Annotated in this window: 15 protein-coding genes; 6 read left to right on the forward strand and 9 right to left on the reverse strand. The window is 52.4% G+C overall.

All coding sequences use genetic code 11. The annotated features are described in order from the left end of the window. The first annotated feature begins 32 nt into the window (after positions 1-32). The 4 genes from FYJ73_RS08005 to FYJ73_RS08020 are packed head-to-tail and all read left to right on the forward strand — an operon-like array spanning position 33 to position 7,539. The gene (locus tag FYJ73_RS08005; RefSeq protein ID WP_154534196.1) at positions 33-3,182 is read left to right on the forward strand and encodes a SusC/RagA family TonB-linked outer membrane protein; all 3,150 of its coding nucleotides are present in this window, start codon (positions 33-35) and stop codon (positions 3,180-3,182) included. A gap of 21 nt (positions 3,183-3,203) precedes the next feature. Then, entirely contained in the window at positions 3,204-4,841 is a 1,638-nt protein-coding gene (locus tag FYJ73_RS08010; protein WP_154534197.1) for a RagB/SusD family nutrient uptake outer membrane protein, read from the forward strand. 33 nt (positions 4,842-4,874) lie between these two features. After that, on the forward strand, positions 4,875-6,047 hold the full coding sequence (locus FYJ73_RS08015; protein WP_154534198.1) for a cadherin repeat domain-containing protein: 1,173 nt from the start codon (positions 4,875-4,877) through the stop codon (positions 6,045-6,047). Positions 6,048-6,102: 55 nt separating this feature from the next. Next, entirely contained in the window at positions 6,103-7,539 is a 1,437-nt protein-coding gene (locus FYJ73_RS08020; protein ID WP_154534199.1) for an Outer membrane protein SusF domain-containing protein, read from the forward strand. Between the two features lie 140 nt (positions 7,540-7,679). On the opposite strand, the gene FYJ73_RS08025 is transcribed toward FYJ73_RS08020, so the two are convergent. After that, on the reverse strand, positions 7,680-8,702 hold the full coding sequence (locus FYJ73_RS08025) for a transposase (RefSeq protein ID WP_154534200.1): 1,023 nt from the start codon (positions 8,700-8,702) through the stop codon (positions 7,680-7,682). Between the two features lie 527 nt (positions 8,703-9,229). On the opposite strand from FYJ73_RS08025, the gene FYJ73_RS08030 reads away from it, so the two are divergent. After that, positions 9,230-11,017 carry an alpha-amylase family glycosyl hydrolase gene (locus FYJ73_RS08030; protein WP_154534201.1) on the forward strand — a complete coding sequence of 596 codons (1,788 nt, stop codon included), beginning with the start codon at positions 9,230-9,232 and terminating at the stop codon, positions 11,015-11,017. Positions 11,018-11,226: 209 nt separating this feature from the next. Here FYJ73_RS08030 and FYJ73_RS08035 read toward each other — a convergent pair whose 3' ends face one another. The 5 genes from FYJ73_RS08035 to FYJ73_RS08055 form a co-directional block, all read right to left on the reverse strand. Beyond that, a complete protein-coding gene (locus tag FYJ73_RS08035; RefSeq protein WP_154534202.1) occupies positions 11,227-11,802 on the reverse strand; it encodes a chromate transporter in 576 nt (191 codons plus the stop codon). Positions 11,803-11,805: 3 nt separating this feature from the next. Then, complete coding sequence (locus tag FYJ73_RS08040) at positions 11,806-12,345, reverse strand: chromate transporter (protein ID WP_154534203.1); 540 nt, start codon at positions 12,343-12,345, stop codon at positions 11,806-11,808. Positions 12,346-12,530: 185 nt separating this feature from the next. After that, positions 12,531-16,343 carry a phosphoribosylformylglycinamidine synthase gene (purL, locus tag FYJ73_RS08045; RefSeq protein ID WP_154534204.1) on the reverse strand — a complete coding sequence of 1,271 codons (3,813 nt, stop codon included), beginning with the start codon at positions 16,341-16,343 and terminating at the stop codon, positions 12,531-12,533. Positions 16,344-16,481: 138 nt separating this feature from the next. Further along, positions 16,482-18,968: a TonB-dependent receptor gene (locus FYJ73_RS08050; RefSeq protein ID WP_154534205.1), complete on the reverse strand. Its 2,487-nt coding sequence runs from the start codon at positions 18,966-18,968 to the stop codon at positions 16,482-16,484. An 81-nt stretch (positions 18,969-19,049) separates the two neighbouring features. Beyond that, positions 19,050-19,922: a GLPGLI family protein gene (locus FYJ73_RS08055; protein WP_154534206.1), complete on the reverse strand. Its 873-nt coding sequence runs from the start codon at positions 19,920-19,922 to the stop codon at positions 19,050-19,052. Positions 19,923-21,039: 1,117 nt separating this feature from the next. Here FYJ73_RS08055 and FYJ73_RS08060 point away from each other — a divergent pair. After that, on the forward strand, positions 21,040-21,687 hold the full coding sequence (locus tag FYJ73_RS08060) for a S24 family peptidase (protein ID WP_154534207.1): 648 nt from the start codon (positions 21,040-21,042) through the stop codon (positions 21,685-21,687). Between the two features lie 91 nt (positions 21,688-21,778). Here FYJ73_RS08060 and FYJ73_RS08065 read toward each other — a convergent pair whose 3' ends face one another. The 3 genes from FYJ73_RS08065 to FYJ73_RS08075 form a co-directional block, all read right to left on the reverse strand. Beyond that, on the reverse strand, positions 21,779-22,018 hold the full coding sequence (locus FYJ73_RS08065; protein WP_206081732.1) for a DUF4248 domain-containing protein: 240 nt from the start codon (positions 22,016-22,018) through the stop codon (positions 21,779-21,781). 301 nt (positions 22,019-22,319) lie between these two features. Then, positions 22,320-23,825 (reverse strand): hypothetical protein, encoded by a 1,506-nt coding sequence (locus tag FYJ73_RS08070; RefSeq protein ID WP_154534208.1) that lies wholly within the window; start codon positions 23,823-23,825, stop codon positions 22,320-22,322. A 94-nt stretch (positions 23,826-23,919) separates the two neighbouring features. Beyond that, the gene (locus FYJ73_RS08075) at positions 23,920-26,733 is read right to left on the reverse strand and encodes a TonB-dependent receptor domain-containing protein (protein WP_154534209.1); all 2,814 of its coding nucleotides are present in this window, start codon (positions 26,731-26,733) and stop codon (positions 23,920-23,922) included. Positions 26,734-26,736: the final 3 nt, after the last annotated feature.

The following is a 26,736-nucleotide window of genomic DNA, read 5'->3' on the forward strand; positions in this document are numbered from 1 at the left end:
AATGCAATAACATTAACTTAAATTTAAAGCAAATGAAGCAGGTAAAAATCAAATTGCCGCTAAGGACGCTCGCTCTTGCAGGCGGTCTGTTCCTTTCCGCTACGGCCTTTGCTCAGTCTGGTGCTGTCAAGGGTCAGGTCAAGGATGCTACCGGCGAACCCGTCATGGGTGCTACCATCACTGCCAATGGCAAGACGGTGGGCATCACCGACATGGACGGTAACTACAGCATCAACGTAGCTCCGGGTACCAAGCTCACATTCACTTACTTGGGCATGGCTCCTCAGACCGTTGCCGCAGGTGACAACATGGTTGTCACACTCAAGGCCGACGAGAAGACGCTGGATCAGGTCGTGGTCATCGGCTACGGTGTGGCCAAGAAGACGGATGTGACCGGATCCGTTACAGCTATCAAGCCTGACGATATGAACCACGGCTTGCAGACCAATGCTCAGGACATGCTTTCCGGTAAGATCGCCGGTGTGAACGTCATCAGCACCAACGGTCAGCCGGGTGCCGGCGCACAGATCCGTATCCGTGGCGGTTCGTCACTGAACGCCAGCAACGACCCGTTGATCGTCATCGACGGTCTGGCCATGGACAACTATGGTGTGCAAGGCTTGACCAACCCTCTCTCGATGGTCAACCCTAACGATATCGAGAGCTTCACCGTGCTCAAGGATGCTTCCGCCACGGCCATCTACGGTTCACGTGCTTCAAACGGTGTGATCATCATCACCACCAAGAAAGGCCGCTCCGGACAGGCTCCGAAGGTGAGCTACAACGGCAATGTCTCTGTCTCTACACACAAGAAACTGATTGACGTCATGGACGGCAACCAGTATCGTGAGTTTATCAAGAATCTCTATGGCGAGGACAGTGACGCTTACCGTTCACTGGGTTATAGTAGCCTGAGCGACGAGACCATTACACCTACTTATGACAAGGATGGTCACCTCAACGGCTATAAGAGCAGCTTCGGCACTACTGGCGACCAGCAGTTTGCCAATACCGACTGGCAAAAGCAGATCTACCGTACCGCTGTCTCTACAGACCACAACATCACGGTGAGTGGCGGTCTGAAGAACATGCCTTACCGTGTCAGCCTCGGATACACCAACAACCAAGGTATCGTGAAGACTTCTAAGTTTGAGCGTTACACCGGCAGCTTCAACCTCAGTCCGAGTCTCCTCGGCGACCACTTGAAACTGAATATCAATGGCAAGGGCATGATTGCCAAGACTCACTACAACGACGGTGGCGTCATCGGTGCTGCCCGCTATATGGATCCGACAAAGCCCGTATCGTTCAGCAATGCCGTGTATGACAAGTATTTCGGTGGCTACACGCAGTGGTACAACGCTTCGTCGTCTTATCTCGATCCGACATGGGGCGTGTCCTACAACCGCAACGCCACCTCCAACCCGGTGGCCCTGCTGAACATGAAGGACGACCGCGCTACTTCCAAGACTCTCGTGGGCAACATCGAGGCCGACTATAAGATCCATGGATTTGAGGACTTGCACCTGCATGTCAATGCCGGCGCAGATGTCTCTACCGGTAAACAGAATACCGACATCAGCCGCTTTTCCTACTCCAACTCTTATTATGGCTACAACGGCTGGAACAAGATGGATACTTACAACCTCTCGTTCTCGGCTTACGCTCAGTATCTCAAGGACTTTGCCGAGGTGCACCACATCGACGTGATGGCCGGTTACGAATATCAGCACTTCCACAAGAAGACTGACTGGAATGGTTACGGAATGTATCCGAGCACGTGGTCTGAGGCTGACAAACAGAACAAGCCGTACAATGCACCGACTTCTATCACTCAGTACAAGACTGAGAACTTCCTTGTGTCGTTCTATGGCCGTTTGAACTACAGCCTGATGGATCGCTACTTGCTCACCTTCACACTGCGTGATGATGGCTCTTCCCGTTTTGCCAAGGGCAATCGCTGGGGTCTCTTCCCCTCTGTGGCTTTGGCCTGGAAGATGAAGGACGAGAGCTTCCTGAAGAATGTCAACTGGCTCTATGATGCTAAGCTGCGCTTGGGATGGGGTAAGACCGGTCAGCAGGAGGGTATCGGTGACTATACCTATATTCCTACCTATACGCCGAACATTGACCACGCTTACTACAGCGTCATCAAGAATGCCAAGGGTGAGGGCGTCACCTATCGCCCGGATGCTTATAATCCCAACTTGACTTGGGAGAAGACAGCCACTTGGAACGCTGGCCTCGACCTCTCGTTCCTGCGTGACCGCATCACGATGAACCTTGACTGGTACTACCGTAAGACCACCGACCTGATCAACTCAGTCTACGTCTCCGCCGGTTCGAACTTCCGCAACAAGGTGACCAGCAACATCGGCTCGCTGCACAATACCGGTTTCGAGTTCGCTACCACCGTGCGTCCTATCCAGACACCTGCGTTCCGTTGGGAGGTAAATTATAACCTCACCTACAACAAGAACAAGATCGATGAGCTCGTCAGCGGCTCCGGCGACAACTACTATGTTGAGACCGGTGGCATCAGTGCCGGTACGGGTGGTACCATTCAGGCACATGCTGTAGGTCATCCTTCCAATGCTTTCTACGTCTACCAGCAGGTATACGACAAGGACGGCAAGCCTATCCAGAATACATTCGTTGACCGCAATGGCAATGGCTATCTCGACAGCGGCGACCGCTACTTCTACTATAAACCCGCTCCTGACGTGACCATGGGCTTGGGCAGTAAGTTCATCTATAAGAACTGGGATCTCAGCTTCTCTATGCGTGCCAGCCTGGGCAACTATGTGTACAACGACAACTTCGCAGGCTCCTGCAATGTGGGTAGTGGTGCTGTCTACACGCTGGGTTATGCCGGCAACCGTCCTGTCAAGGCAGTGGAGTTAGGATTCAACAGTCCTTCTACTGAGCAGTTCTATTCTGACTACTTCGTGGAGAACGCTTCCTTCCTGAAGATGGACAATATCACGCTGGGTTACTCCTTCGACAGCCTGTTCAAGGCCAACAAGTATCAGGGCATCAGCGGCCGTCTGTACCTTACTGCACAGAACGTGTTCACCATCACCAACTACAGTGGCATGGATCCTGAGATCACCAACGGTATCGACAACTCGCTCTATCCGCGTCCTTTCACCGTGATCTTTGGTTTGAACTTGAATTTCTAAATTCCTAATAGAAAAATAGTCATGAAAATCTTTAGATATAAAAATATCATTCCTGCCGTCGCTCTCGCTGTGGCTTCCTTGGGGATGACCTCTTGTGTAGGCGACCTCGACGTGGACAACATCAATCCACAGCAGGTAGCGACACCGGACTACGATGCCGTATTAAATAAGGTGTATGCCAACATGGTGCTCACCGGTCAGACAGGTCCTGCCGGAAACGGTGACCTCGACGACATCGATGAGGGTACCTCCAGCATGATCCGTCAGTTGTGGAACGCCAACGAGCTGACAACCGATGAGGCAGAGTGCATCTGGGGCGATGCCGGTATCCCGGAGTTCAACCACAACTCCTGGAGCGACAACCACCCGATGATGAAGGCACTGTACTATCGTCTTTATTTCGGTATCACGTTGGCTAACTATTATCTCGACCAGACAGTCGGATCTACCGATGCTGGTATTTCCACCAAGCGTGCTGAGGCTCGCTTCATGCGTGCACTCTACTATTCCTATCTGATGGATCTCTACGGCAACGTGCCCTTCACTACGAAGACCTCTACTGAGTCTGCGCCCCAGGCCAGCCGCACTAAGATCTTCCGCTTTGTGCAGGATGAGCTGCTCGAAGTGTCTGGTGAAAAGGGCGGTTCTACAGAGGTGCTCTCCGATGCCAAGGTATACAATGGCAACGAGAACGGCTACGGACGTGCCAACAAGGCTGCTGCCTGGCTGCTGCTCGCACGCAACTATCTCAACAGCGGAGTTTACACAGGTACAGAAAAGAACGACTCTGCTAAGATCTACGCTGGCAAGGTCATCGACTCTCCTTATAAGCTTAGCACAGAGGCTTCGGGCAGCTATACTGGCTTCCAGAAACTGTTTATGGGTGACAATGACACCAATGGCGCTCAGAACGAGATCATCCTGCCTGCTATCCACGACGGTGATAAGACACAGACTTGGGGTGGCTGCCTCTTCCTGATCGCTTCGACCACCGACGCTGATGTTCTGAAAGACTATCCTACCGGTACGTCTGAGAACTGGGGTGGTAATCACGCCCGCAAGCAGTTCGTGCAGAAGTTCTTCCCCAGCAGTGAGCCTGCTGCCGGAACACCGGCTGATGTCAGTGCTGAGGCTAAGGACGACCGCGCGCTCTTCTATACAAAAGGTCACACTGAGAGCATTTCTAAAGAGACCGACTTCAAGAGCGGATTTGCTTATGTGAAGTTCATTAACCGTCATAGCGACGGAACCAACCCGAAGAACTCTCAGTTTGTCGATGTCGACTTCCCGATGATGCGTGTGGCTGAGGCTTACCTGACTTATGCTGAGGCTGACGCTCGCCTGAACGGAAACAAGTGCACTGCTGATGGTCTGGCAAAGGTCAATGCCCTGCGTGAGCGTGCCCATGCTGCCACACTCTCCAGCTGCACGCTCGACAATCTCTGCGACGAGTGGAGCCGTGAGTTCGCCTATGAAGGACGTCGCCGTATGGATCTCATCCGATTCGGCAAGTTCGGCGGACAGAGCGACTATACATGGGAATGGATGGGTGGCACAAAGAACGGTACACCGTTTGACAAGCACTTCAACATCTTCCCGATCCCGAACAGCGATATCAACGCCAACACAACGGGCTTGAAGCAGAACCCGGGTTATTAATTCTTAATCTTATAATACTTAGAATCATACGATATGAAAAAGATAGGTTTATGGACGATGTCGCTGCTGGCCGTGGGTGCTGTTGCACTCACCAGTTGCGACGCTGACCGGGACGATAACCCCGTGCTGACCGTCCCAAGCTCATTCAATCTTCTCAAGCCGGATATGGCAGATAATGTCATCGACTTGGCCAACACTACCTCCGTGGAAGTTCAGGCTGAGGCAGCACCGGACTTCGGTGGCTTCCCCACAGAGACAACCTACTGGATGCAGGTGACCGGCGAGGACAACAAGGACTTCTCCAAGAAGGACGAGATCTATTCTCTCTCTACCACCTCCAATTCCACCACATACAACGCTCCTGCCAAGGAGGTGGACTACTGTGTGATGCAGGTCAAGGGATGGGATGATGCTTCCAAGGTAGAGTATGGCAAGCCCGTGACGCTCAATGTGCGCTTGGTGGCCTGCCCGAAGAATCTCAATGACAGTGCACACTATGTGTACTCTACAGCCCAGCAGATCAAGGTCTATCCTTACTTCATTAAGGAGAGTTTGCCAGACTTCTGGTATCTCACCGGTGGCATGATTGCTGACGGCGGTTGGGGCAACGACATCGCAAAGGTCGGAACAAGCATGATCCCGATGTACGTCAAGAAGGGTGCCGAGTACGACAAGTTTACAGGTGCTGGTGTAGTCGAGTACACAGGCTACTTTGCACAGGGTACATTCAAGATCATCGCCCCTGCCGGTTTGTCAAACTGGAACTATGGTATGTGCGGTGGTACGATTAACTCTGCAGGTGGTTCTGGCTTCGCTTATCGTGACGGCGGTGACGATCCCGGCAACATCACTGTTGAGGAAGCTGGCTTCTATACGCTTGACCTCAACACCACAGAGCACACGCTCAACGTCAGTCCATACAAGGGCGATGTCAAGGACTACACCGCTATGAAGGTGGGTGACAACGACATGGCTCCTGTGACCACAGTGGCAGGTGGCAAGAACCACGACTGGTATGCTACGGTAACGTTCGCTGCTGATACAGAACTGACCTTCACTGCCGGTGACGGCACCACATGGGGCTCCGCTGTGTTCCCCTGCGCCATTGCTAACGTAGGTGGCAGCAAGATCCCTGTCGCCAAGGGCACGTACAAGGTCTACTTCAACGATATCATGGGTGCTTACTCTTTCGTGGAACAGAAATAAGTGATTACATCACGGCATGGGGCTCGTCCCCATGCCTTTAAAAGAAACAATCATTATGAAAATCAAATCATATTTACTGGCTGGCCTTGCTATGTTGGCCATGGCTTCCTGCGATGACAGTTTCAACGACTGGACACAGCAGGCCACCAATACCGAGAAAGATGCCATCTCCTTTGGCAATGGCACAGTCAATGAGGTGGGACTGATAGACTTTGCCAACCTCCCCGAGGGTACTGACTCTGTGCAGGTTTGCACCATCAGCGCTGCTCCTACCACTTCTTCCGACACTTACAAGTCTTCTTACTCGATCATCTTCTCCTACACCAATCCCGCTACAAGCAAGGTCGAGGAGACCACGCTCAACATGAGCAAGGACGGCAAGGTGGCTTTCAGCGAGCTGAAGAGCTATGTGGAGGCTACCTACGGCAAGCGTCCTACTGAGCGCGACCTCGCCTCTGTAGCTCGTGTGTCTTTCAGCAATGGTACGACTGCTACTTATCTCAATTCCGACAACTTCACTGTCAAGGTGAAGCCGCAGGCTCCTGAGATCGAGCAGGCTTATTACTATATCGGTGCAGCTAACGGATGGAGCACAACAGACCAGACCTACAAGCTGACTAACAGCGGTCTCGATGTCTATGACGATCCTGAGTTCTCTGTAGTGGTGCCGGTCGTCTATGACAAGGATGGTAAACGCCAGGACAACTGGTTCAAGATTGCTCCTGCATCTGCTTATTCTGCTCCTGACTTCTGGTCATATGATAAATTCATCGGTGCTGCTACGAATGGTGAGTCTGCTGCTGAGGGCTCTTTCGTGCAGGGTAAGGATGCTCAGGCTTTCAACATCAACGACGCTGACGCTAAGTACTACAAGATCACCTTCAACTTGATGACCCGTAAGTACAAGGTGGAAGGCCTGAACTTCAGCGAGTACCTCTATATGGCTGGTAATGCCAATGGCTGGCACCAGATCGACTTCTTGAGCACAAGCACCTATGATGGTAAGTACACAGGTTTCATGTATCTCGACACAAACGGCTTCAAGTTCTGCTCACAGGCTGACTGGCAAGGTAAGAACTATGGTGCTGGTGCTGCCGATGGTACCCTTTCTGATTCTGGTGACAACATTACTTCTCTGCCTAAGGGCGATGGTTACTACAAGGTGGATGTCGACCTCTCCAAGAACACGGTTGCCTATACACGGATCAATACCATTGGTATGATCGGTGACGCTACTGCCGGTGGCTGGAGCGAAGACACGCCGATGACCTATAACGCTACTGAGCGTTGCTGGGAAGCCAAGGGTGTGACACTGAAGAAAGGCGACCTGAAGTTCCGTGCCAACAATGATTGGACAATCAACTGGGGTGGCAAGGGCTTAGCTGCTTTGACACAGGGCGGCGACAACCTCAAAGTTGAGGCCGGTACCTACGATGTCCAGCTCTTCGCTTGGTGTAATGGCAAGGCTTACGCCGTGCTGACAAGGAAGTAATTTTTACCGCTTTATCATTATATCGTGAAGAGGGCAGCTCCGTTACGGGGCTGCCCTTTTTCGTTTTCTTTCTATTTCGGCCCCCGTTCGTGGGTAGCAGGGGACGCTGCGCAGCAGCGTCTTACAGGACGATGCCTCCATCACTCGCATAGCCGCCGTGCTATCTCGTTGAGTCCGAGGCACTCCGAGCGCGTGATGGTCTTGCGCTCGTTGCTGTGATAGGTAGGACCGAGGAAGAGAAGCTGACCGAGAGCGCAGGCATCAAAGCTCTTGCCCGACGGCTTTGCCAAAGGGGCAAAGCCGTTGTCCTTGAGGATGATCTCCGGGAAACCTGCATCGAAGGCTGCGCGCATGACAGCCTTCTCGCCCGGTGACACCGAGGGCGATACCAGAACGGCACCCTGACGGCAGAGAGCCAACGTCTCCGCTGTTTTTGCTGCTATCTGCTTCTCGGAGAGGCTGCGCGAGCACTGTATTTGGACAAGCATCGGACGACGAAGCAAGAAGAGGTTCCCCAAACCGGAAAATGTCATCCCCTTCCACACTAACGACCGCTGGACCCGGAAGAACTCCGGGTGCTCGCGCTTGACGAGGAGACGGCGGGGATTGTCGGCGAGATAGTGCTTCCAGATGTCGAGCTGTCCCCCGCGGAGGAGGACTTTGTCATTGTAGTTGAGCTCGAAGAGAATGCCGTGGTCGGAGGCTTTACGATGAGCATCTTTGTGCTGACGCTGCGCAGCAGCGTCGTACAGAACGGGACAAAGGGCATGGAAGGCTTGTCGGCAGCCGGTCTTGAAGCCGTTGAGGACCTTTCCCAACGGGTTCGCCATCTTGCCGGTGATGAAGAGGATGGCATGGAAATGGTCGGGCATGAGTTGGAAGGCGATGCCTGTCATTTCAGGGAAACGTGCTAGCATGCCTGACCAGTTGTCGAAGATAGCCGCGCCAAGTGGCGTAGGCACCGTGTGGGGCGCATCGGGATCGCCGTAGGGTTTGTGCACATCGCCCACTACCTTGCCAAAGAGCGGGAGCCGCCCTTCCGTAACCATTGTGACAAGATAGATGCATCGGGAGCTGTAGTCATGGCCGTCAAGACGCCGTTTCATGGAGGGTTTCTTTTCCCCAGCATACAGTCGCTTCTTTTTACGTGCTTCTTCATCCATGCTGCAAGTTTTTTGAGATGCGGCAAAGATAAGGAAAAAAGAGACACGGGGCAAGGCTTTGCGGCCTCTTTTTTCAAAAAAACAGGCGCTGCTGCATAGCAGCGGCCTACGGCCCCCAGCCCACCACACCCACAAAAGACATGGCAGAAGGAGAGAGGCCGGGAACGAAGGGCAGGGCAAGAGAGGCAGAAATCAAAAGCCAAAGGGAGAGAGGCTGGAAACGAAGAGAAGGAGGAGAGAGGGGGGAAAGGTAGGACGGAAAGAGTGAGCGGGCAGCGGTGGGCTGGGATTCCGTAGGGTGCTGCTTTGCAGCGTCGGGCTGGGTTGGCTGGAACAGCGATGCGCAAACGTTTACGCAAAATAAAACATAATTGATAAAAATCATGCAATAGCGCAACAAGAACTTTTCGTAATTTCGCAAAAGAAAAGCCAAAAGACGGCAGAAAGCCAAAAGGCAGCAAAAAAGTTATATCCACTTTGCGTCAACACAAAGAGAGAAATCTGAAAACAAATATAATATCAATAATATGAAACGAATACAACATCTTATCCTCGGCATCCTCCTCGCCCTGCCAATGAGCACATGGGCACAGGGATGGCCCAGCGACTATAGCGGCGTTATGCTGCAGAGCTTCTACTGGGACAGCTACAATGACACACAATGGACCAACCTCACCACACAAGCTGACGAGCTGTCTAAATACTTTAAACTCGTGTGGGTGCCTCAGAGCGGCTGGTGCAACGGAATGAAACAGATGGGCTATGCTGATATCTATTGGCTTGACCAGCACAGTGCCTTCGGTACTGAGGCGGAGCTCAAGAAGATGATAAGCACCTTCAAGGAAAAAGGTATAGGTACTATCGCTGATGTCGTCATCAATCACAAGAACGGTAAGTCAACATGGGTCGACTTCCCTAACGAGACATACACAAGTAAGACGACCGGTAAGACCTATACCCTTAGCTGGACCAACCCTTTGGCAGACATATGTACCGGTGATGACGGCGGCAAGACCAAAAATGCAGGCTATAACGTATCTGGTGCTGCTGACACTGGTGATGACTTTGACGGTGCCCGCGACCTCGACCACACTAATACCGAGGTTCAGAACAATATCAAGACATATCTTGACTTTCTCCTCAACGAGATGGGATACACAGGCTTCCGTTATGATATGACCGGCGGCTACTCACCGACATACACAAAAATGTACAACGAGTCAGCGAAGCCTTCCTTCAGCGTAGGAGAATACTGGCGTAGCGATGGCCTTTCCGGCCTGCAAAACTGGATAAACAACACCGGCAAGACAAGCGCTGCCTTCGACTTCCAGCTTAAATGGCTCATCAATAATGCCTTTAACAACAGTTCTTGGAGTACTCTTGCTAATTATACAGCGCAGAGTCTTATCGGCAGCGGATACGCACAGTATGCCGTAACGTTTACGGATAACCATGATACATACCGTAACAGCAGCAACATGCTGAGAAACAATATCGAGGCCGCCAACGCCTATATTCTGACTATGCCGGGAACCCCTTGCGTCTTCATGAACCACTGGAAAGCTTATCGCAAACCAATCAAGAAGATGATACTCGCCAGGAAACTTGCCGGAATATCCAACACCAGCAGCGTTACATCTTCCAAGGGAGAGAACGCTGGCTATTCCGTTACGGTCAGGGGCGACAAGGGCAGCGTGCTCCTCTGCCTCGGCACGACAACGGTGAGCACCAGCGGATATCAGCTTGCTGTGGAGGGCACTAATTATAAGATGTATGTCTCCAACGGCATAGACATTAGCTCCATAAGTGCTGTCGACAATGAAGAGGAGACAAAGGTTACTCTTCCTGCCTGTGCTACGAAGATTACCGGCGCGAAGTACTACTGCTACTTCGAGAAGCCGTCGAACTGGAAGACAACCATATACGCATGGCCTTGGAGTGAGAATGGCACTACGGTGAATGTCTACACCTCATGGCCCGGCTCAACAGCGGATGTGACGAATGTCGGCACCAACCCGGCAACGGGAAACACGGTCTATCTGTGGAAGTACAACGGTACCAAGAGTGTTACGATGATAATCTTCAACGAGGGTAAGGACGGTTCGCAGACCGGCAACCTCGAATTCAAGAACGGCAACTACTATACCGCAGCCGGTTACTACGGAAATGTGGAAGATGCTTCCACCGGTATCAGCAAGATAACTACTACAACGAATACCGTTGACGCTCCAATGTTTAACCTTGCCGGGCAGCGTGTGGGCAGCAACTATAAAGGTGTGGTGATACAGAATGGAAAGAAAGTAGTGAGAAAGTAAAAGCCCTTCCCTAAAGCCCTTCCCTAACCCTCCCCAAGGGGAGGGAATGGCAATACCCGAAAGGGTGGATTGCGGTTTTGATGTAGGGGCGGGCTTTATGCCCGTCCTAACTCTCTTGAAAGTAATCTTTTGATATGAGGAAGATGCCATTCGGGGGTTAGGACGGGCATAAAGCCCGCCCCTACGGCGTTACCCCCTGGTTGTACATTTTAGTACAGCAGTACCAGTCCGGCGAAGGCGGCGTAGCCAATCATGCGGATAGGGTTGATGTGTAGCCAGTAGGTACCCACAAACGTAGCGACGAAGAGCGCTACGCTGATGGAAAACTGCCAGGGATTCTCTGCCCAGGACGAGAAGTTCTCCTTGTCGAGAAGCATCAACGTAGCGGCAGCAAGCAGGCCGACGACCCCCGGGCGCAATCCTAAGAAGATATGCTGAACCGTCGGCGTATTCATATACTTCATAAACATCCGTGCGATGACGATCATCATGATGAACGAGGGCAGCACCAGCGCAAAGGTAGCAGTGGCTGATCCCAGCGTCGACATCATCATGCCGTAGCCCGCATTGTTTACCGCGGTATAGCCGCAGTAGGTGGCGGAGTTGATGCCTACGGGTCCCGGCGTCATCTGTGAGATGGCGACGATGTTGGTGAACTCTGCCGTCGACAGCCATCCATGGACGTGCACGGTCTCGTTCTGAATGAGCGAGAGCATGCCGTAGCCGCCGCCGAAGCCGAAGAGGCCGATGAGGAAGAACGTATAGAAGAGTTGCAGAAAGATCATAGATTATTCGTTGATGAGATACTTACCGTAGACATAACCGCCCAGTCCTGTGGCGATGATAATCCAGATAGGGTTGACGTGGAGTCCCCAGATGAGCAATGCCGAGGCAATGGGAATCCAGCAGTTGGACAGGGTGATATGGGCACTCTTGGCCAGTGTGAATGTCGGTGCGGCAATGAGCGCCACCACGGCGGGACGTATGCCACGGAACATCGCCTCTACCCAGTGCCATTCCATGATGTGATGCAGAAACATGGCGATGGCAAGGATGATGAGAAAGGAGGGTAGGGCAGAACCCAACGTGGTGCACAGCGCGCCCTTCTTGCCCTTGAGCTTATAGCCGACAAAGGTGGCCAGGTTGATGGCGAACACACCGGGACAGCTCTGTGCCACGGCGACGTAGTCGATAAACTCCTCCTTCTTGATCCAATGATATTTGTCCACGACATCAGCCTCAATGATGGGCAGCATGGCGTAGCCGCCCCCCAAGGTGAAGGCTCCGATCTTGAAGAAAGTGGTAAAGAGCAGAGAATATGAACTCATCTGATAATGGATACTTACTTTTGTGTAAACGCTCCGCTTGGCGGAATAGAGAATATTTCCGGATATAATATATATATGGTATTCGTTTATATTCTTAATGCCATCGACGATGGCACGTTTAAAGCTATAAAAGTCCCCGTCACACGTTTCTTTCGGAGCGTGTGAGGGGGACGATCTGTTCTTGCTTACTTCTTGCAGTTCTCAATCCACTTACGTGCATTGACGAAAGCTTCTATCCACGGCGTGACATCGTCGTTGCGGTGCTTAGCCGGATACCATGCGTTCTGCCAAGGGAAGATGGCGCGCTCGGGGTGCGGCATCATGGCCAGATGGCGGCCGTCGGCCGAGCAGATGCCAGCCACGTTGTAGTCCGAGCCGTTGGGGTTGCCGGGATACTCAGCGTAGTTGTACTTTGCCACGACGTTGTAGTGGTCCTCAGGTTCGGGCAGATAGAAACGACCCTCGCCGTGAGCCACCCAGATGCCGAGCTTGTCGCCGCTCAGACTGCCGAGCATCACGCTGTTGTTCTGTGGAATGCTCAGTCCGAGGAACTGGCTTTCGAACTTCTGGCTGACGTTGTGCGTCAGGTGCGCGCGGTGCTTATGCTCCGGGTTGATGAGGTTGAGTTCCACCATCAGCTGGCAGCCATTGCAGATACCGAGGCTCAGCGTGTCCTTGCGGGCATAGAACTTGTCAAGAGCTTCCTTAGCTTTCGGGTTGTAGAGGAAGGCACCAGCCCATCCCTTAGCCGAGCCGAGCACGTCGCTGTTGGAGAATCCACCGCAGAACACGATCATGTTTACCTCTTCGAGCGTCTCGCGGCCACTGATGAGGTCGGTCATCATCACGTCCTTCACGTCGAAGCCTGCCAGCCACAGCGTGTAGGCCATCTCGCGCTCACCGTTGGTGCCTTTCTCACGGATGATGGCAGCCTTAGGACGTGCAGCCTGCTGAGCGTTGTCTTTCCAACGGTCGGGGTTGAGGCCGAGCGACTCGAAGGAACCCTTGAAGTCCTTGCCGAACTTCATCTCCAGCGGTTGCTTCTTATAGTTGAGATAGCGCTTGCGTGCCATGCCATTCATGCTCTGGTCGCGGTCGAGGAGATAAGAGGTACGATACCAAACGTCGCGCAGCGCGTCGATGTCGAATTCGTGGCTGTAGTTGCCCTTGACCACGACGATCTTGCGCTCGTGTGGCGTAGGATAAGCGATCTTGGCGTAGCCGATGCCGTTGTCTTCGAGATACTCGCGCAGCTCCTTCTTGTGCTGGTCAGAAACCTGGATGACCACACCGGGGTTCTCGGCGAAGAGCATCTTCACGATGTCGTCGCTCTCAGGCTCCACATCGTGGAGGTTGACATGCAAACCGCCTTCTGTGTTGGCGAAGGTCATCTCCAGCAGCGTGGTGATGAGACCACCAGCACTCACGTCGTGACCTGCCATGATCCATCCCTTGCCGATGAGCTCCTGCACGGCATTGAAGCAGTCGGCAAAGTACTCGCTGTTCTTCACCGTAGGCACGTCGCTGCCGATGCGGCCGAGGCTCTGCGCGAAGGCTGAGCCGCCGAGGCGCTGCTCGTCGAAGCTGAAGTCTATATAATATAAGGAGGAGTTCTTGTCGTTGACAACCACGGGGCTGACGACCTTCTTCACGTCGCTGACCTCTGCACCACTGGTGACGATGACAGTTCCCGGAGCGATGATCTTGCGTCCGTCGGGATATTGCTGGCTCAGCGAGAGAGAGTCCTTGCCCGTCGGCACGTTGAGTCCGAGCTCACAGCAGAAGTCGCTCAGAGCCTGCACACCGGCATAGAGACGGGCGTCCTCACCTTTCTGGCTGCGGCACGGCCACATCCAGTTGGCGCTGAGGTTGATGTTCTGTACAGGATAAGGATGGTCGTGATCAGTGGCGATTGGTGCCCAGATGATATTGGTCAAGCTCTCTGCCACGCTGAGCACACTGCCTGCGGCAGCGTCGGCCATACCGGCCTGAGGAGCATGCCCCAGTGCGGTGGCGATGCCTTGCTTGCCACGGTAGTCGAGTGCCACCACGCCACAGTCTGACAATGGCAGCTGTATCTGGCCCTGTGTCTGCTGGCGGGCTACCTTACCCGTCACCGAGCGGTCTACTTTGTTGGTCAGCCAGTCCTTGCAGGCCACAGCTTCGAGCTGCAACACGCGGTTGAGGTATTCATCAATGTGGTCGGCCGAGTAGGTCACGTCCTCGTAGTGGTGCTCGACGGTTTCGTCGACCATCACGGTCTTGGGCGAGTGGCCGAACATCTGAGCCACGTCGAGGTCGAAAGGCTTCACGCCGTCGCCCTGTACAAAGCTGAAGTGGGCGTCGCCCGTAGTCTTACCGACGACATACAGCGGGGCACGCTCGCGCTCAGCGATCTTCTCTACGTGCTCAAGGTGCTTTTCGTCGATGAGCAGTCCCATGCGCTCTTGGCTCTCGTTGGCGATGATCTCCTTGGCAGAGAGTGTCTTGTCGCCGATAGGCAGCTTGGTCATGTCGATCTCGCCACCGCAGTCCTCGACAAGCTCAGAGAGGCAGTTGAGGTGTCCGGCGGAGCCATGGTCATGAATGGAAACCACTGGGTTGACGTCTTCCTCGACGAGGGCACGCACGAGGTTATAGGCACGCTTCTGCATCTCAGGGTTGGCGCGCTGCACAGCGTTGAGCTCAATGCCGTTGCTGTAGCGTCCGGTATCTACCGACGAAACGCTACCGCCACCGAGTCCGATGCGATAGTTGTCACCGCCGACGACGACGATGTCATTGCCGGTTTGTGGCTCCTTTTTCAGGCAGTCACGTTTCTTGCCGTAGCCCACGCCGCCGGCGAGCATGATCACCTTGTCGTAGCCATAGACCTCACCAGCCTGCTCGCCCTCGACAGGCTTGCCGTCAGCAGTCGTGGCGGTGTCGCCCGTGGTGCTCTGATACTCAAAGGTCAGCAGCGAACCGGTGATCAGTGGCTGACCGAACTTGTTGCCGAAGTCCGAGGCACCGTTGGAAGCCTTGATGAGGATCTGCTCCGGAGTCTGATAGAGCCATGGACGTGGTGCGATCTTGTCCTCCCAGTCGCGTCCTGCCGTGTCGTTGTCGGTCTTCAGACGTGGGTAGCTGGTCATGTAGACCGCTGTACCGGCGATAGGCCATGAGCCTACGCCACCGCCCATACGGTCGCGGATCTCACCGCCCGTACCCGTAGCGGCACCGTTGAACGGCTCCACCGTGGTGGGGAAGTTGTGAGTCTCGGCTTTCAGCGAGATGACGCTTTCGATAGGCTTCACGCGGAACCAGTCGCTCGTGCTCTGGTCTTCCGGTGCGAACTGCTCGATCTCGGGTCCCTGTGCGAAGGCCACGTTGTCCTTATAGGCCGAGAGGATCTTGCCCGGATTTTCTTTAGTGGTCTTCTTGATGAGTGCGAAAAGGCTTGAGGGACGCTCCTCGCCGTCGATGACAAACGAGCCGCCGAAGATCTTGTGACGGCAGTGCTCAGAGTTGATCTGTGCGAAGCCGAAGATCTCGGAGTCGGTCAGTGGGCGTCCGTTTTGCTTTTCTATCTTATGGAGATATTCTATTTCCTCAGGACTCAGCGCGAGGCCCTCCTCCTCGTTGTACTTCTCGATGTCGTCGACGTGCTTGATGGGCTCAGGCTCGTGGTTGACGGTGAAGATAGTCTGGTCCAGACCTTTGTACATACGCTGGAGCATGGGATCGTGCTCGGCGTCCTCGCTTTTGACGGGGAAGTACTCCTCAATACGCGAAATGCCGGTGAGACTCATGTTTTGCGTGATCTCAACGGCATTTGTGCTCCATGGTGTAATCATTTCGCGGCGTGGTCCGACGAAGAAGCCGTCCAGCTTCTCGTCGCTGAGCATCTCGGCGTCGCCGTAGAGCCAGCACAGTTCCTGCTTCTCCTGCTCACTGGGCTGGTGGTCCATCTCAGTGGCAATGACAGTCTCCTTCGGAGTCTTAAAGAAAAGAATCATAGTCTCTCTAAAGTTTTATATGAAAGATGTTGTAATATTACAAGTGCAAAGATACAAGAAATTATCGATAAATCACAATCTGAAGATTCAATTTTTAGGGTTGTAGTATGTATTTCTCCGGTTTCCCAACTTCCTGTTCTATAAATGTATCAGCAATTTGATCAAAGCGACACGTCCCCTGAGTGGCAGTCGGGAGTAGATGGTGTTCACCCCGGCGTTTTGTCTGATGATATAGTTTCGTTCGTTGAGTACATTCTCCACATAGCATTTAGCCTCGAATCTTTTACTGATTTTGTAGCTTGCTTCTGCATCAAACAGATGGCAATTCTTGTATTTCGACGGCTCCACCTCATTGATCATGCTTTGGCATTTCAACTTAATGTTCCAGTGCTTTGATGGAAAGAAAAATATCGACGACTCGCTTTTGAGTGACGAGAGCACGTCGGAGTGGTTGTAGTTGTTGCGTTCCCAATAGAGAAAGTCTGTAGCCGCCAGGTTCAGCCGCAGCCACGACAGCTTTTGCCATGTGGCGTTGATGCCCATACTGACTATGTGGGAACGGTTGCCGGTGACCACTCCTGACTGGGACAGCGGATAGGTTGAGAGACTATATGACAACTGAGTCTTGAGCGTCAAGCCGGCATCAGAGAGGCTTTTGCTCACTTCAGCGTTGCTCAGGAATGTGCGTCGGTGGTTATTCTCGGCCACCTCAGAGACGTAAGTCTTCGTTTCGGTATATTCGAAATTTTCGTAGCACTCTCGCCGCTCATCGATATACGATGCCGAGACGTTGAAGAAGAGCATGGTAGCCAGGTCTTGGTAGTAGAAGCCGCCGAAGAGCGAGCTGCTTTTGCTAAAGAAGAGCTGATTGCTTGTCTCGTACCATGAGCGGTAGGAAGTCCTCACCGGATCGAGGGCATAGAAGCTGCCGGGAGTGTCGCTCTTGCTCAGATCCATCGACAATTTTATTTTCCAGTGTGGTGACAGCACATATTTGAAATGTAGGGCCGGACAGAGAAACGGCATCTCCCTTGTCTTCTCGCTTTGTGCGGTTACCGAGGCGTAGAGCCACCCCATGGTCATTTCGAAGGTCGCATAGCACTCTTTACCCCAGGAAATGGTGTAGCTGGGTTGCAGCTGATAGTTGTCCCGACGGCGTTGCACCGTATCTTCTGCCCTGTATTGGTGATAGGCATGGTTGACGAGAGCCTTGACGTCGACATAGCGTCCCCAAAGAGGGAACGAGGTGGAAAAGACGTTCTTCGATGTCCACGAACGCAGAGACAACGGTTCCTCTGCATAGTAGTCTTTTATCGAGTCAGCGAGGCAACACAGCATCTCGTGACGGACGTAGTATCTGGTGAGTGATTTGAATTGTATGGCATTCTGTCCCAGGGTAAACGCTGCGGTGAGATAGTTTTGTAAATAGGTTGGTCGCGCGTGTACGTGCTCACGAATATCCTTCTCGTTGCTGGTCAGGTGGTTGTCAACGTCATAGTTGTTGTAGGAGTAGCGCAACTCGTTGGAGAGAAACACCTTTTTGGTGTTTAGCTCATATCTGATGATGGGCAACAACGTCAATGTACGTCTGTTCAGACGGTTGTCTTCGTGGAGCTGTGTCGTAGTCATGCCTCCATAGGTATAGTCATACAGGCTGTTATACCCTGATCGGTCTTTATAAGCCAGCATGTTGAAGCGCAGCGTGGCATCGGTGGAGAGGTTGACAAGATAGTTGAGGCCGCCGGTATATGACTTATTGGTGGCGTATCGGTTGACGGGAAGGCTTTCCTGAAAGGACGTGCCGCGTAACAGTGACGTGGGCGTAGGCTCGTAAGCGTCCAGATCGGTGACGTCGATATGTTCTTGCGTCTCCTCAGAGAGGTCCTTCCCGCTGTTGTTCATCTTTCCGGTCACCATCAGCTGACTGCCACCGAGAATCTGAGTGAGAAAGAGACTATTGTCCCATACTGTTCCTTGTCCACTTCCCAATCCTCCAGCCGCTTCACCGAAGGGACGTGCGCGGTGGCTTTTGTCCAACTTGATGTTCAGTGCGGCTTTGTCACTGATTTGTTTTCCTTGCAGCACCTTGACGGGCTGGTGGTTTTCCATGACCTCTACGCTTTTCACCGCTTCCACGGGCATGTTGCGGGTAGCCTGATTATAGCTGTTGGCTAAGAGGTCTTTGCCTTCAATATAAAACTTGTTGATGGCTTTGCCTTGGTATGACACGATTCCGTTGTCTGACACGTTGATGCCGGGCAGCTTTTTCAGAACGTCTTCGAGATAAGTGTCGCCCGCCTTGGCAAAGGCACGGACGTCATAGACCAGCGTGTCTCCTAAGGCTCTGATGGCGGGTGCCTTGATGGTGATCTCCCTTAGAGCCACTCCTGTCTGAGCAAGCAATACAGAATGGCACCGGCCGTCGGCAAACGCTGATGCGTGGAGTTCTTGCTTCTTATATCCCAAGGCGTAAAACTCCAGCACGTCGTCCTTGCCGGCCTTGACCGACAGTGCTCCGTCGTTATTGGCCAAAGCATAGCCTGCCATCTTTCCATTGCTGAAAACGCGGCACGCAGCACCTCCTAAAGCATGATGGCTCAGGGAATCGCGGACAAGAAACGTCAATGTGGATGCTTTTTGGGATCCTTGACCCCAACAGGCATCCACACTGAGTAAGATGAGTAAAGTGAGATAGCTTCTGAGCATCTATTCCAATTCCATGGGATTATAGGGTTTGGCAAAGACAGTGGCTTTCGTTTCTTCAGGTACTATCACGTCTGTGCTGGTCAATGCTCCCGCAGGGTCGGCACAATAGTTCTTGTAGATCTGTCTTACCGTTTTTCTATTAGTCTTGATAATTTCTTTCTCAGACCACAAATAGATGGGGCGAGGTCCATTGACTTTTTGGAAGCCATTGAGCAGAAAATCAAATTGGTTTTGTGTGTCTGTGACACGAAGTACAAGTCCAGGCAGGCCGTTGAACTTATAAGGGCCGTAAGGCATGGTGATCTCCGGAGCATACCATGCCACATAGTCTCGGCCGAAAAGAGAAGTCTTGGCCTTATTGCACTTGTAGCCGTTGATGATGGTGTCACCTTCCAATAGCTGCCAGTTCAGTTTCGGGCAATTCTCATCATATTGATACAATTGGGTGAGTCCTGCCGTGCGTTGTATGATCTCTTTGTTCGTCTTCTTGTCCCAAATAATGTTTTCCATGAACTTCTCTTTTCTGAGAAGAGGCAACAATTGGGAAGTTGTTTCCATTACTGTGATCTGTCTTTGTGCACCTTCGTCATAGATGGAGTCAAAGGACAATCGGTATCTGTCTCCAAAGCGGTTATATCGGTCGCCTATCTCCAAAATGGTTTCTCCATGACGCTTGGAATTGGGATCTGCGGCATCACGGACATAGGTGTAGGCATAGGTGGCGATATATTTGGCTGGCCCTAAGATCTTCTTGGCTATCGTATCGCTTTTCATTCTCTTTTGTTTACCAGAATTTCCCCAGTCAATTGTCTGGGCCATAGAGGTGGCGGATAGGCCAAATAGAAGAAAAAAAGATAATAAAATGTTGCGCATTAACGTATGTTGAATCAGATGGTCTTTGAAATTCTCTATAGATTACCAGGTTTAGTCATCGCAGAGAACATGCTCTATGGCCATAACCTGTCTTCTATTACAAAATTACGAAACGAATAGCAAATATCTGCCAAAAATATAAGTTTATTAACGTTTTGTATGGTTTTTATATAATACTAACACTTATCTTTGCGTATAGACTTTTTGCTTTTAGTATACTTAACTGCTATGGTAAATCTCTGCCCAAAGAGATTGCTTTCTATTCATTTTTCTTTGTAAATGTTTAGACCGACCTCTTCTTCATTACATACATAGATTTTTTGAATATTTTGTCCATACAGTTTTTATGCGGTCCTCTTGTCTTTTTAGGGCGATCGGGTGGGTGTAGGATTTTGGTCTAAGGGTGTTGCCCTGAACTAAGGATGTGCTGTTCTTTTCGGGCGATCGATGTTGTAAGGTGAAACAGAGAACTTATGGGGAAATGTACATGTGTTGTTTTCAGAGCGATACTTGTTGGATGTTTTGACAAAAAACGGCCTCTATTTTGCGATTCTTTTCAACGAAGTGGCCTTTTGTCGTGATTTTGCGAAAAATGGCAGGTTTTTGTAAAGTGCTGAATTATAATCATTTAAGGAAAAGACCATTTCGGGGACAAAACGAAAACGGTACTTTGATGAAAAATTCTCTAGAGAATTTTTCATCAAAGTACCGTTTTCTATGAGTCATCTCAGCCTTTTGACCCTATCATCTTGGCTTTTTGACCTTGAAAAGTCACTGTTTTATGCGGGAGATGCCTCTTTTTTATGATATAGAGCGTGGTGAATGTACAAAAATGCCGCTGGATTCTCTCTGGAAGCAACAGTTTTGGTGACAAGCTTTTGTAAAGTTCGTTGAGGTCTGTATCACTGGTGGAATTGTACCGACCCCTCCCTTTGGGAAAGGTGGGGCTCTTCACAACGTGTCTATATATAATATGGTGTATAAAGCTAAATAAAGTGTGCTTTTCTTTGTTAATAATAGATTATTTACTATCTTTGCAGGTGTAAATAATCAGCAAGAAAGCGTATAGACACCGATACGGCATGTTTATGCTTTGGAATATTAATTTTCTACAGCCATGAGAATAGCAAAATACGACTATGAGGCGATGCCGCGGGAGACGCGCAACCTCTATCTGTTGATGATGGACAAGACCGCGGGCGGTCAGACCGCCTTTGCCCAGGAGATTGGCGTGCGCCAGCAGACACTCACGCGGCTTTTCCGTCCCGACCCACGCAACGGGCGCTACCCTGCCATCAGTCCGGATATCAAAGAGAAGGTCTGCCGGCACTATGGCTTGGACCAGTCTTTCTTCCTTGCCGAGACAGAGAGCAGTCTTCGCAACACCGATCAGACACGCCCGCGTATCGACCAGACAGCATCGGCGGGCAAGCTCACCGAGGAGATCGATGTCTCCTACGAGCGTTATCCAGTCATCAAGCAGCTGCCCGACTACGACTTCACCATTCTGGTGAAAGGCGACAGTATGGAACCGGAGATCAAGAGCGGCGACGAGCTTGCCTGCCGCGTGGTGACCGATGCCAGCTTCATCCAGTGGGGTAAGGTGCATGTGCTGGATACCGACCAGGGCATTGTGGTGAAGCGCATCTACGACGATAAGGATGGGCTCAAGTGCGTGTCGGACAATCCCAAGTATCTGCCTTTCACGGTGCCGAAAGACCAATTGCGCAGCGTGTGCCTGGTGGTGGGACTCGTCAGGTTTTAAAACGAAAATCGCTGGAATGCCGCGGCATTCCAGCGATTGTTGATTCTTGGTGGTTGTCAGTCATGAAAGAGGCTTCACGAGCGTTTCTCGGTTAAGGCTCGCCAAGGTAGTAGAAGATCCATTTGACCTGCGCCGGTGTGAACGTGCGTTGATGACCGGTGTAGCCAAGATCCTGCAGTCGTTTCAGCAGGTCGGGACAATGCTCTGTCCATTGCCTGAGCTTTCTCCATGCGGCTCCGGGAGTGTCCTGTGGGCAATACATCATGGCGAGTTCCGTGCGTCCGTATGCCCGAGCCTTCATTTCTGTTTCTGTCTTAGTTGGTTCAATCATGCTTTTTTTGTGTTGAATAGTATTAAATGGTTGTTGTTGATAACTCTCTTCGTTCATATCCTTCTTTTGAAATGTTTTTGATTTGTCAATGTGTATGGTTGTAATGAAAGGTAATGCAAAGATATAAAAAGATTGTGAATGTAACAAATAAAAGCTGATAAAAATATCATTTACAAGCGAGATTTTGCTTTTATGGACTTTTCCCCCCTCAGAAACAAGATTGTGAAAGGACAAGAACAAAAACGCCCCGCAGTCATCGCGACTACGGGGCGTGGAAAGTGTTCACAAGAGAGATTACATACTAATATTTCGTGTTTTCAGGATCCCAGTTGGCCCAGCCTGCTGTCCAGTCATTGCCATCGGCGAAGGCTCCTGCCGTTTTTGAAAGTTGCAGGTTGGCCTCGATGATGCTCTTGATGCCGCTCCAGGTCATAGCCGTCCAGTTGAGGATGCTGTTGTTGTTGGCAGCGAGCGTGAAGAACGAGGTGGAGAACGACGGCTTGGAAGCGTCGGTGGTTTTCGTATTATAGTCGTAGAGCCCATCGGTGTAGACTTTGTTGAAGTCAGAGCCTGTGATGGTCATTCCGGCGAAGACATTGTTCTGCAGTTTCATCAAGCCTTTCTTGGCAGCGCCTTGTGTGTCTCCTTTCTCGTTGTCGAGGATGATGCCGACAGGCCAGCCGATGAAGACGCTGTTGAGCACGTTGAGGCGCGAGTTACGACGGATGTGCATGGCAGCCTGGAATTTGCCCATTGACGAGCCGTTGCCTGGGTTCATGCCGCCGCCATTGATGTAGTCGGTGGTGTTCTGGAAGTTGGCGTCGAAGGTCTTCGGCCCGAGGATGGTCATATACTTCAGTGTAGCGGTCGTGTAGGGCTCTGCCGTAGAACCGCTGGCATTGTTGTCGCTTTCGAAGCTGTTGCTCTGTGAGGCATCTGCAATTTTGGAGTCGCGGACGCTTAGCCCATAGGTTACGCTGCCGGCGAATCCGTTGTCGGTGTCGAAGTCATCGTCCCATCCGCGGTAAGCGATGAGGTGCTGGCAGTTCACCGTGCCACCGAACCACTCGAAGGAGTCGTCGTTGGAGTAGCTCACCTGCACGTGGTCGATGGTCGTTCCAGCTCCCACGGATCCGAGAGTCAGGCCATTGATCTCCTGGTCTTTTTGGAAAGGATAGCCAGCGAACTCAATGCGCACATACTCCAGGTCGCCAGAGTTGTCGTTGGCATCAGTGCCACCGTGCTTGGTGCGGGGACCTCCCTCGATCTGCTGGTTGAGCACGCCGTTGTTGTTAGGAGCCTTTCCGCAGAGGATGATGCCGCCCCAGTCACCGGGCTTCCGACTACCGGCTGCCATCTCCGAGGTGAAGACGATCGGGCTTGTCTGTGTGCCTTTGGCGATGAGCTTGCCACCTGGCTCGGCGATGAGGGCAGCCTTGGTGTCCTTGTCGCCCTTGATGACGGTGCCCGGCTCGATGGTCAGTTCAGCACCGTCAGCGATGTACACCCATCCTTTGAGCAGGTAGGTGCCTTTCTTGATGGTCTGCTTGCCCTTGAAGACGAAGTTCTGGTCGCCGTTGCCGATGACGACACCATTTGCATCGTCCTTGCCGTTGTCGTCGAAGAGAATGTTGTCGCAGGCTTTGAAGCCACCGTCGGTGGACCAGTTGTAGACGACAGACGTTCCGCCGTTGTTGCCGCCGTTGTTGCTGCCGCCATTGTCGTCGTTGTCACTGCTGCACGCTGTCATCGAGGCAGCGAGGGCCAGGATGCCCATGCATCCTAAAAACATCTTTGTTGTTTTCATCTTATTGTTGTTAAGAGTGATTATTTTTCCTTTATAGTTTCGCTAGTTGCTCTAGTTGTTCTAGTCGTTCTAGTTGTTCTAGTTGCTCTAGCCCCTATAGCTTGAATGTCACCGTGGCCTGCAGGTTGCGGCCGGGCTTGTAGCGTCGGGTGACCTCCTGGACTTTCTTGCTGCTGCCGCCTACGCTCACCGTAGTGAACTGTTTGAAAGTGATGTTTTGGTTGAGCAGGTCGCGGGCGGCGAGCTTCAGCTCCACATGTTTGCCGAAGCGCTTGCTGACGGTGAGATCAAAGGCATCGCGCGGCATCTCGTAGCTGTTGGGCACTTTGACGTTTTTGTCCATGCCTTCGGAACGTCCCACACCTACGATGCGTTTGCCGATGCGGTTGTAGAGAAGTGCGATGTCGAGGTCGAGCGGTTGGCTTTTGTAGAAGAGTCCCGTGTTGACCAGATAGGGTGACTGTCCCTGCATGGCGCGACTTTCCTCATTGCTGCCCGGCTCAAAGTTGACGCGGCTATGGATGAGTGAGCCGTTGAAACTCCAGTTCAGGTCTGGCAGTCCCATGAAGGCGAGGTTCTTGCGGATGTCGAGCTCCAAGCCGTAGTTGTTGGCCGAGCGGGCATTGGCATAGGAGTAGATGACATCGGTGCCGCCCGCCATGGTATAGACCCACTCGATGGGCGAGTCGAAGTGCTTGTAGAAGGCTGCTAAAGATATCATCTCGCCGCGGCTGGGATACCACTCATAGCGCAGGTCGAGGTTGTCGATATAGCAGTTCTTCAGGTTGAAGTTACCCTCTACGTTGCTCGCCAGGTCGAAGTCGTAGTAGACCGATGGCGAGACCTCGCGAAACTCCGGGCGGTTGACGCTGCGGCCATAGCTGAGCCGGATCTGGTTTTTCTCGTCGATCTTATAGGTTGCGTTGGCAGAGGGGAAGAGGTCGCTGTGACGATAGTAGTGGCTCTCGTGGCTCGTCTCATAGGATTTGCTGTTGGAGATGAGTTCCATCTGGTTGTATTCAAAGCGGACACCGGCATGGATATCCAGTCTGCCAAAGGGGAGAGCAGCACTGACATATCCAGCCCCCAGTGTGTTGTGTCCGCTGTAGTCGTTGATCTTGTTGACATCTTCGAGCAAGTAGAGCTTGTCGGCACCGTAGTTGTCGGCATTGCTCAGCAGGCTTGTCATCTCCATCGAGCGGAATCCGCTGGGCAGGCTGTTGCCTTCGGCGTTGTACCAATACATGAAGTTGCGGGTGGTGTACTTACGGGTGCGGTACTCGCCGTAGGCACCCACCTTCACCTTAGGTTGCCAGTCACCGAAGGCAAACTGATGCTCGTCGTTGACATTGGCAGAGACGATGTGCTCGTCGAGAGAGGTCCACTCGCGCGAGATGTCGTTTTGATAGAGCCACACATAGTTGTCGCTCTTGCTGTCATCCTCGTTGTAGAGGATGTATTTACGACGGTCAGGCAACCGGCGATTGGCATACGCATAGCCGACGCTCCAATCAAGTGCATCGCCACTGAGGGTATGGCGGCCGGTTATCTGACCGGTATAGGTTGTTCTGCTACGATAGTAATATTCTGCCGAGCGTTCGGGCTCGGACTGGGCACTGAGGCCTTCACGCCAGGTGTATCGGTTGTTGCCGATCTGGTTGAAGACATTCTTGAGCTGGTATTTGTTCTTGCCGCTGGCACTGAGCAGGGTCATGTTGAAGAGTGCGCCGAGACGTACGTTGTGGTTGTACTGGTTGTCGGTGGAGAGGCGCAATGGGTTGGAGCGGTCGTTTTCGGTGTCGTAGGCTCCATAGAAATTGTTGAGCATGTCGCGGTAGACGCGGTACTCGTTGGTGTAGTTCACGGCGGCGATGGCACCGAGCTTTCCGGCGGTCAGTGTCCAGCTATGGCTCCAGTCGGCAGCGAGCTTCAAGTCGCCCCAGGGATGTTGGTTCTTCACTGCCCAGTCGTTGTTGAGGTGGTTGTCCGAGAGGCTGTACATGGTGTTGCCGCCGCTGTTTTTTCCGAGGTTGGCCAGGGTAGCGTCGATACCGCCGTGGAGCGAGCGAAGTCCGTTGTCGAAGCCGAGGAAGTCGGTGCGGCTCTGCTTGGTGGCAAGGAAACTCTTGAAGGCAGACGCACTGTTCCAGTTGCCGCCCACAGAGACGTGAAAGGCATTCTCCAAGGGAATCTCTTTGGTATCGATCATGATGAAGCCACCTGTGTAGTCGGCAGGATATTCCGGCGTCGGAGACTTCACGATGGTGAGGTTGTCGATCTGATTGCTTGGAATCATGTCGAAAGAGAAGGCTCGCTGGTCGGCCTCACTGCTGGGCACGGCACCACCATTCATCCACACATTATTATATCGTTGGGCCAGGCCACGCACCATGACGAATTTGTCGTCGATGAGGCTCACCCCGGGCACGCGGCGGATGACTTCGCCGGCATTGGCATCTTGGGTGAGCTTGATATCCTGGGCCGAGATGTTGCTCACGATGACGGGACTGTTTTTTACTTCGAGCACGGCGGCCGTGACAGTATTTCTTCGTTTCACACCGGTCACCGTGACTCCTTTCAGTTGCTGTTCATCAGGCTTCAGTGCGACGGTGAGAACGTCTTCTGCTGCTGAGGCCTTTGAGAGAACCCCGTCAATGGTTGTATTCTTGTACCCCACGTATTTCACCAAGAGGGTGTAAGGCGTGGTGGTCGAGAGATGGTCAAAATGAAATTGTCCGTCGGTGTCGGTGACAGTCTTCGTGTCAGTGCCTTGCAGGCTGACGACCGCACCGATGAGCGGTTCTTTTGTTTTGGCGTCAACTACACGTCCGACGATGCTCTGTGCCTGGGCGGTAGTGGCGGCTATCAGCAGCACGGTGGCTGCTATTCCCCTTTGTAGCTTTCTCATTGT

It is taken from the genome of Hallella mizrahii (assembly GCF_009695775.1).
GTDB lineage: Bacteria > Bacteroidota > Bacteroidia > Bacteroidales > Bacteroidaceae > Prevotella > Prevotella mizrahii.

Bases quoted from the DNA above. Each gene is read 5' to 3' on its own strand.
- FYJ73_RS08025 (WP_154534200.1), bottom strand. From the start codon at position 8,702: ATGGATGAAGAAGCACGTAAAAAGAAGCGACTGTATGCTGGGGAAAAG.
- FYJ73_RS08005 (WP_154534196.1), top strand. From the start codon at position 33: ATGAAGCAGGTAAAAATCAAATTGCCGCTAAGGACGCTCGCTCTTGCA.
- FYJ73_RS08030 (WP_154534201.1), top strand. From the start codon at position 9,230: ATGAAACGAATACAACATCTTATCCTCGGCATCCTCCTCGCCCTGCCA.
- FYJ73_RS08055 (WP_154534206.1), bottom strand. From the start codon at position 19,922: ATGCGCAACATTTTATTATCTTTTTTTCTTCTATTTGGCCTATCCGCC.
- FYJ73_RS08060 (WP_154534207.1), top strand. From the start codon at position 21,040: ATGAGAATAGCAAAATACGACTATGAGGCGATGCCGCGGGAGACGCGC.
- FYJ73_RS08015 (WP_154534198.1), top strand. From the start codon at position 4,875: ATGAAAAAGATAGGTTTATGGACGATGTCGCTGCTGGCCGTGGGTGCT.
- FYJ73_RS08075 (WP_154534209.1), bottom strand. From the start codon at position 26,733: ATGAGAAAGCTACAAAGGGGAATAGCAGCCACCGTGCTGCTGATAGCC.
- FYJ73_RS08065 (WP_206081732.1), bottom strand. From the start codon at position 22,018: ATGATTGAACCAACTAAGACAGAAACAGAAATGAAGGCTCGGGCATAC.
- FYJ73_RS08035 (WP_154534202.1), bottom strand. From the start codon at position 11,802: ATGATCTTTCTGCAACTCTTCTATACGTTCTTCCTCATCGGCCTCTTC.
- FYJ73_RS08040 (WP_154534203.1), bottom strand. From the start codon at position 12,345: ATGAGTTCATATTCTCTGCTCTTTACCACTTTCTTCAAGATCGGAGCC.
- purL (WP_154534204.1), bottom strand. From the start codon at position 16,343: ATGATTCTTTTCTTTAAGACTCCGAAGGAGACTGTCATTGCCACTGAG.
- FYJ73_RS08070 (WP_154534208.1), bottom strand. From the start codon at position 23,825: ATGAAAACAACAAAGATGTTTTTAGGATGCATGGGCATCCTGGCCCTC.
- FYJ73_RS08020 (WP_154534199.1), top strand. From the start codon at position 6,103: ATGAAAATCAAATCATATTTACTGGCTGGCCTTGCTATGTTGGCCATG.
- FYJ73_RS08010 (WP_154534197.1), top strand. From the start codon at position 3,204: ATGAAAATCTTTAGATATAAAAATATCATTCCTGCCGTCGCTCTCGCT.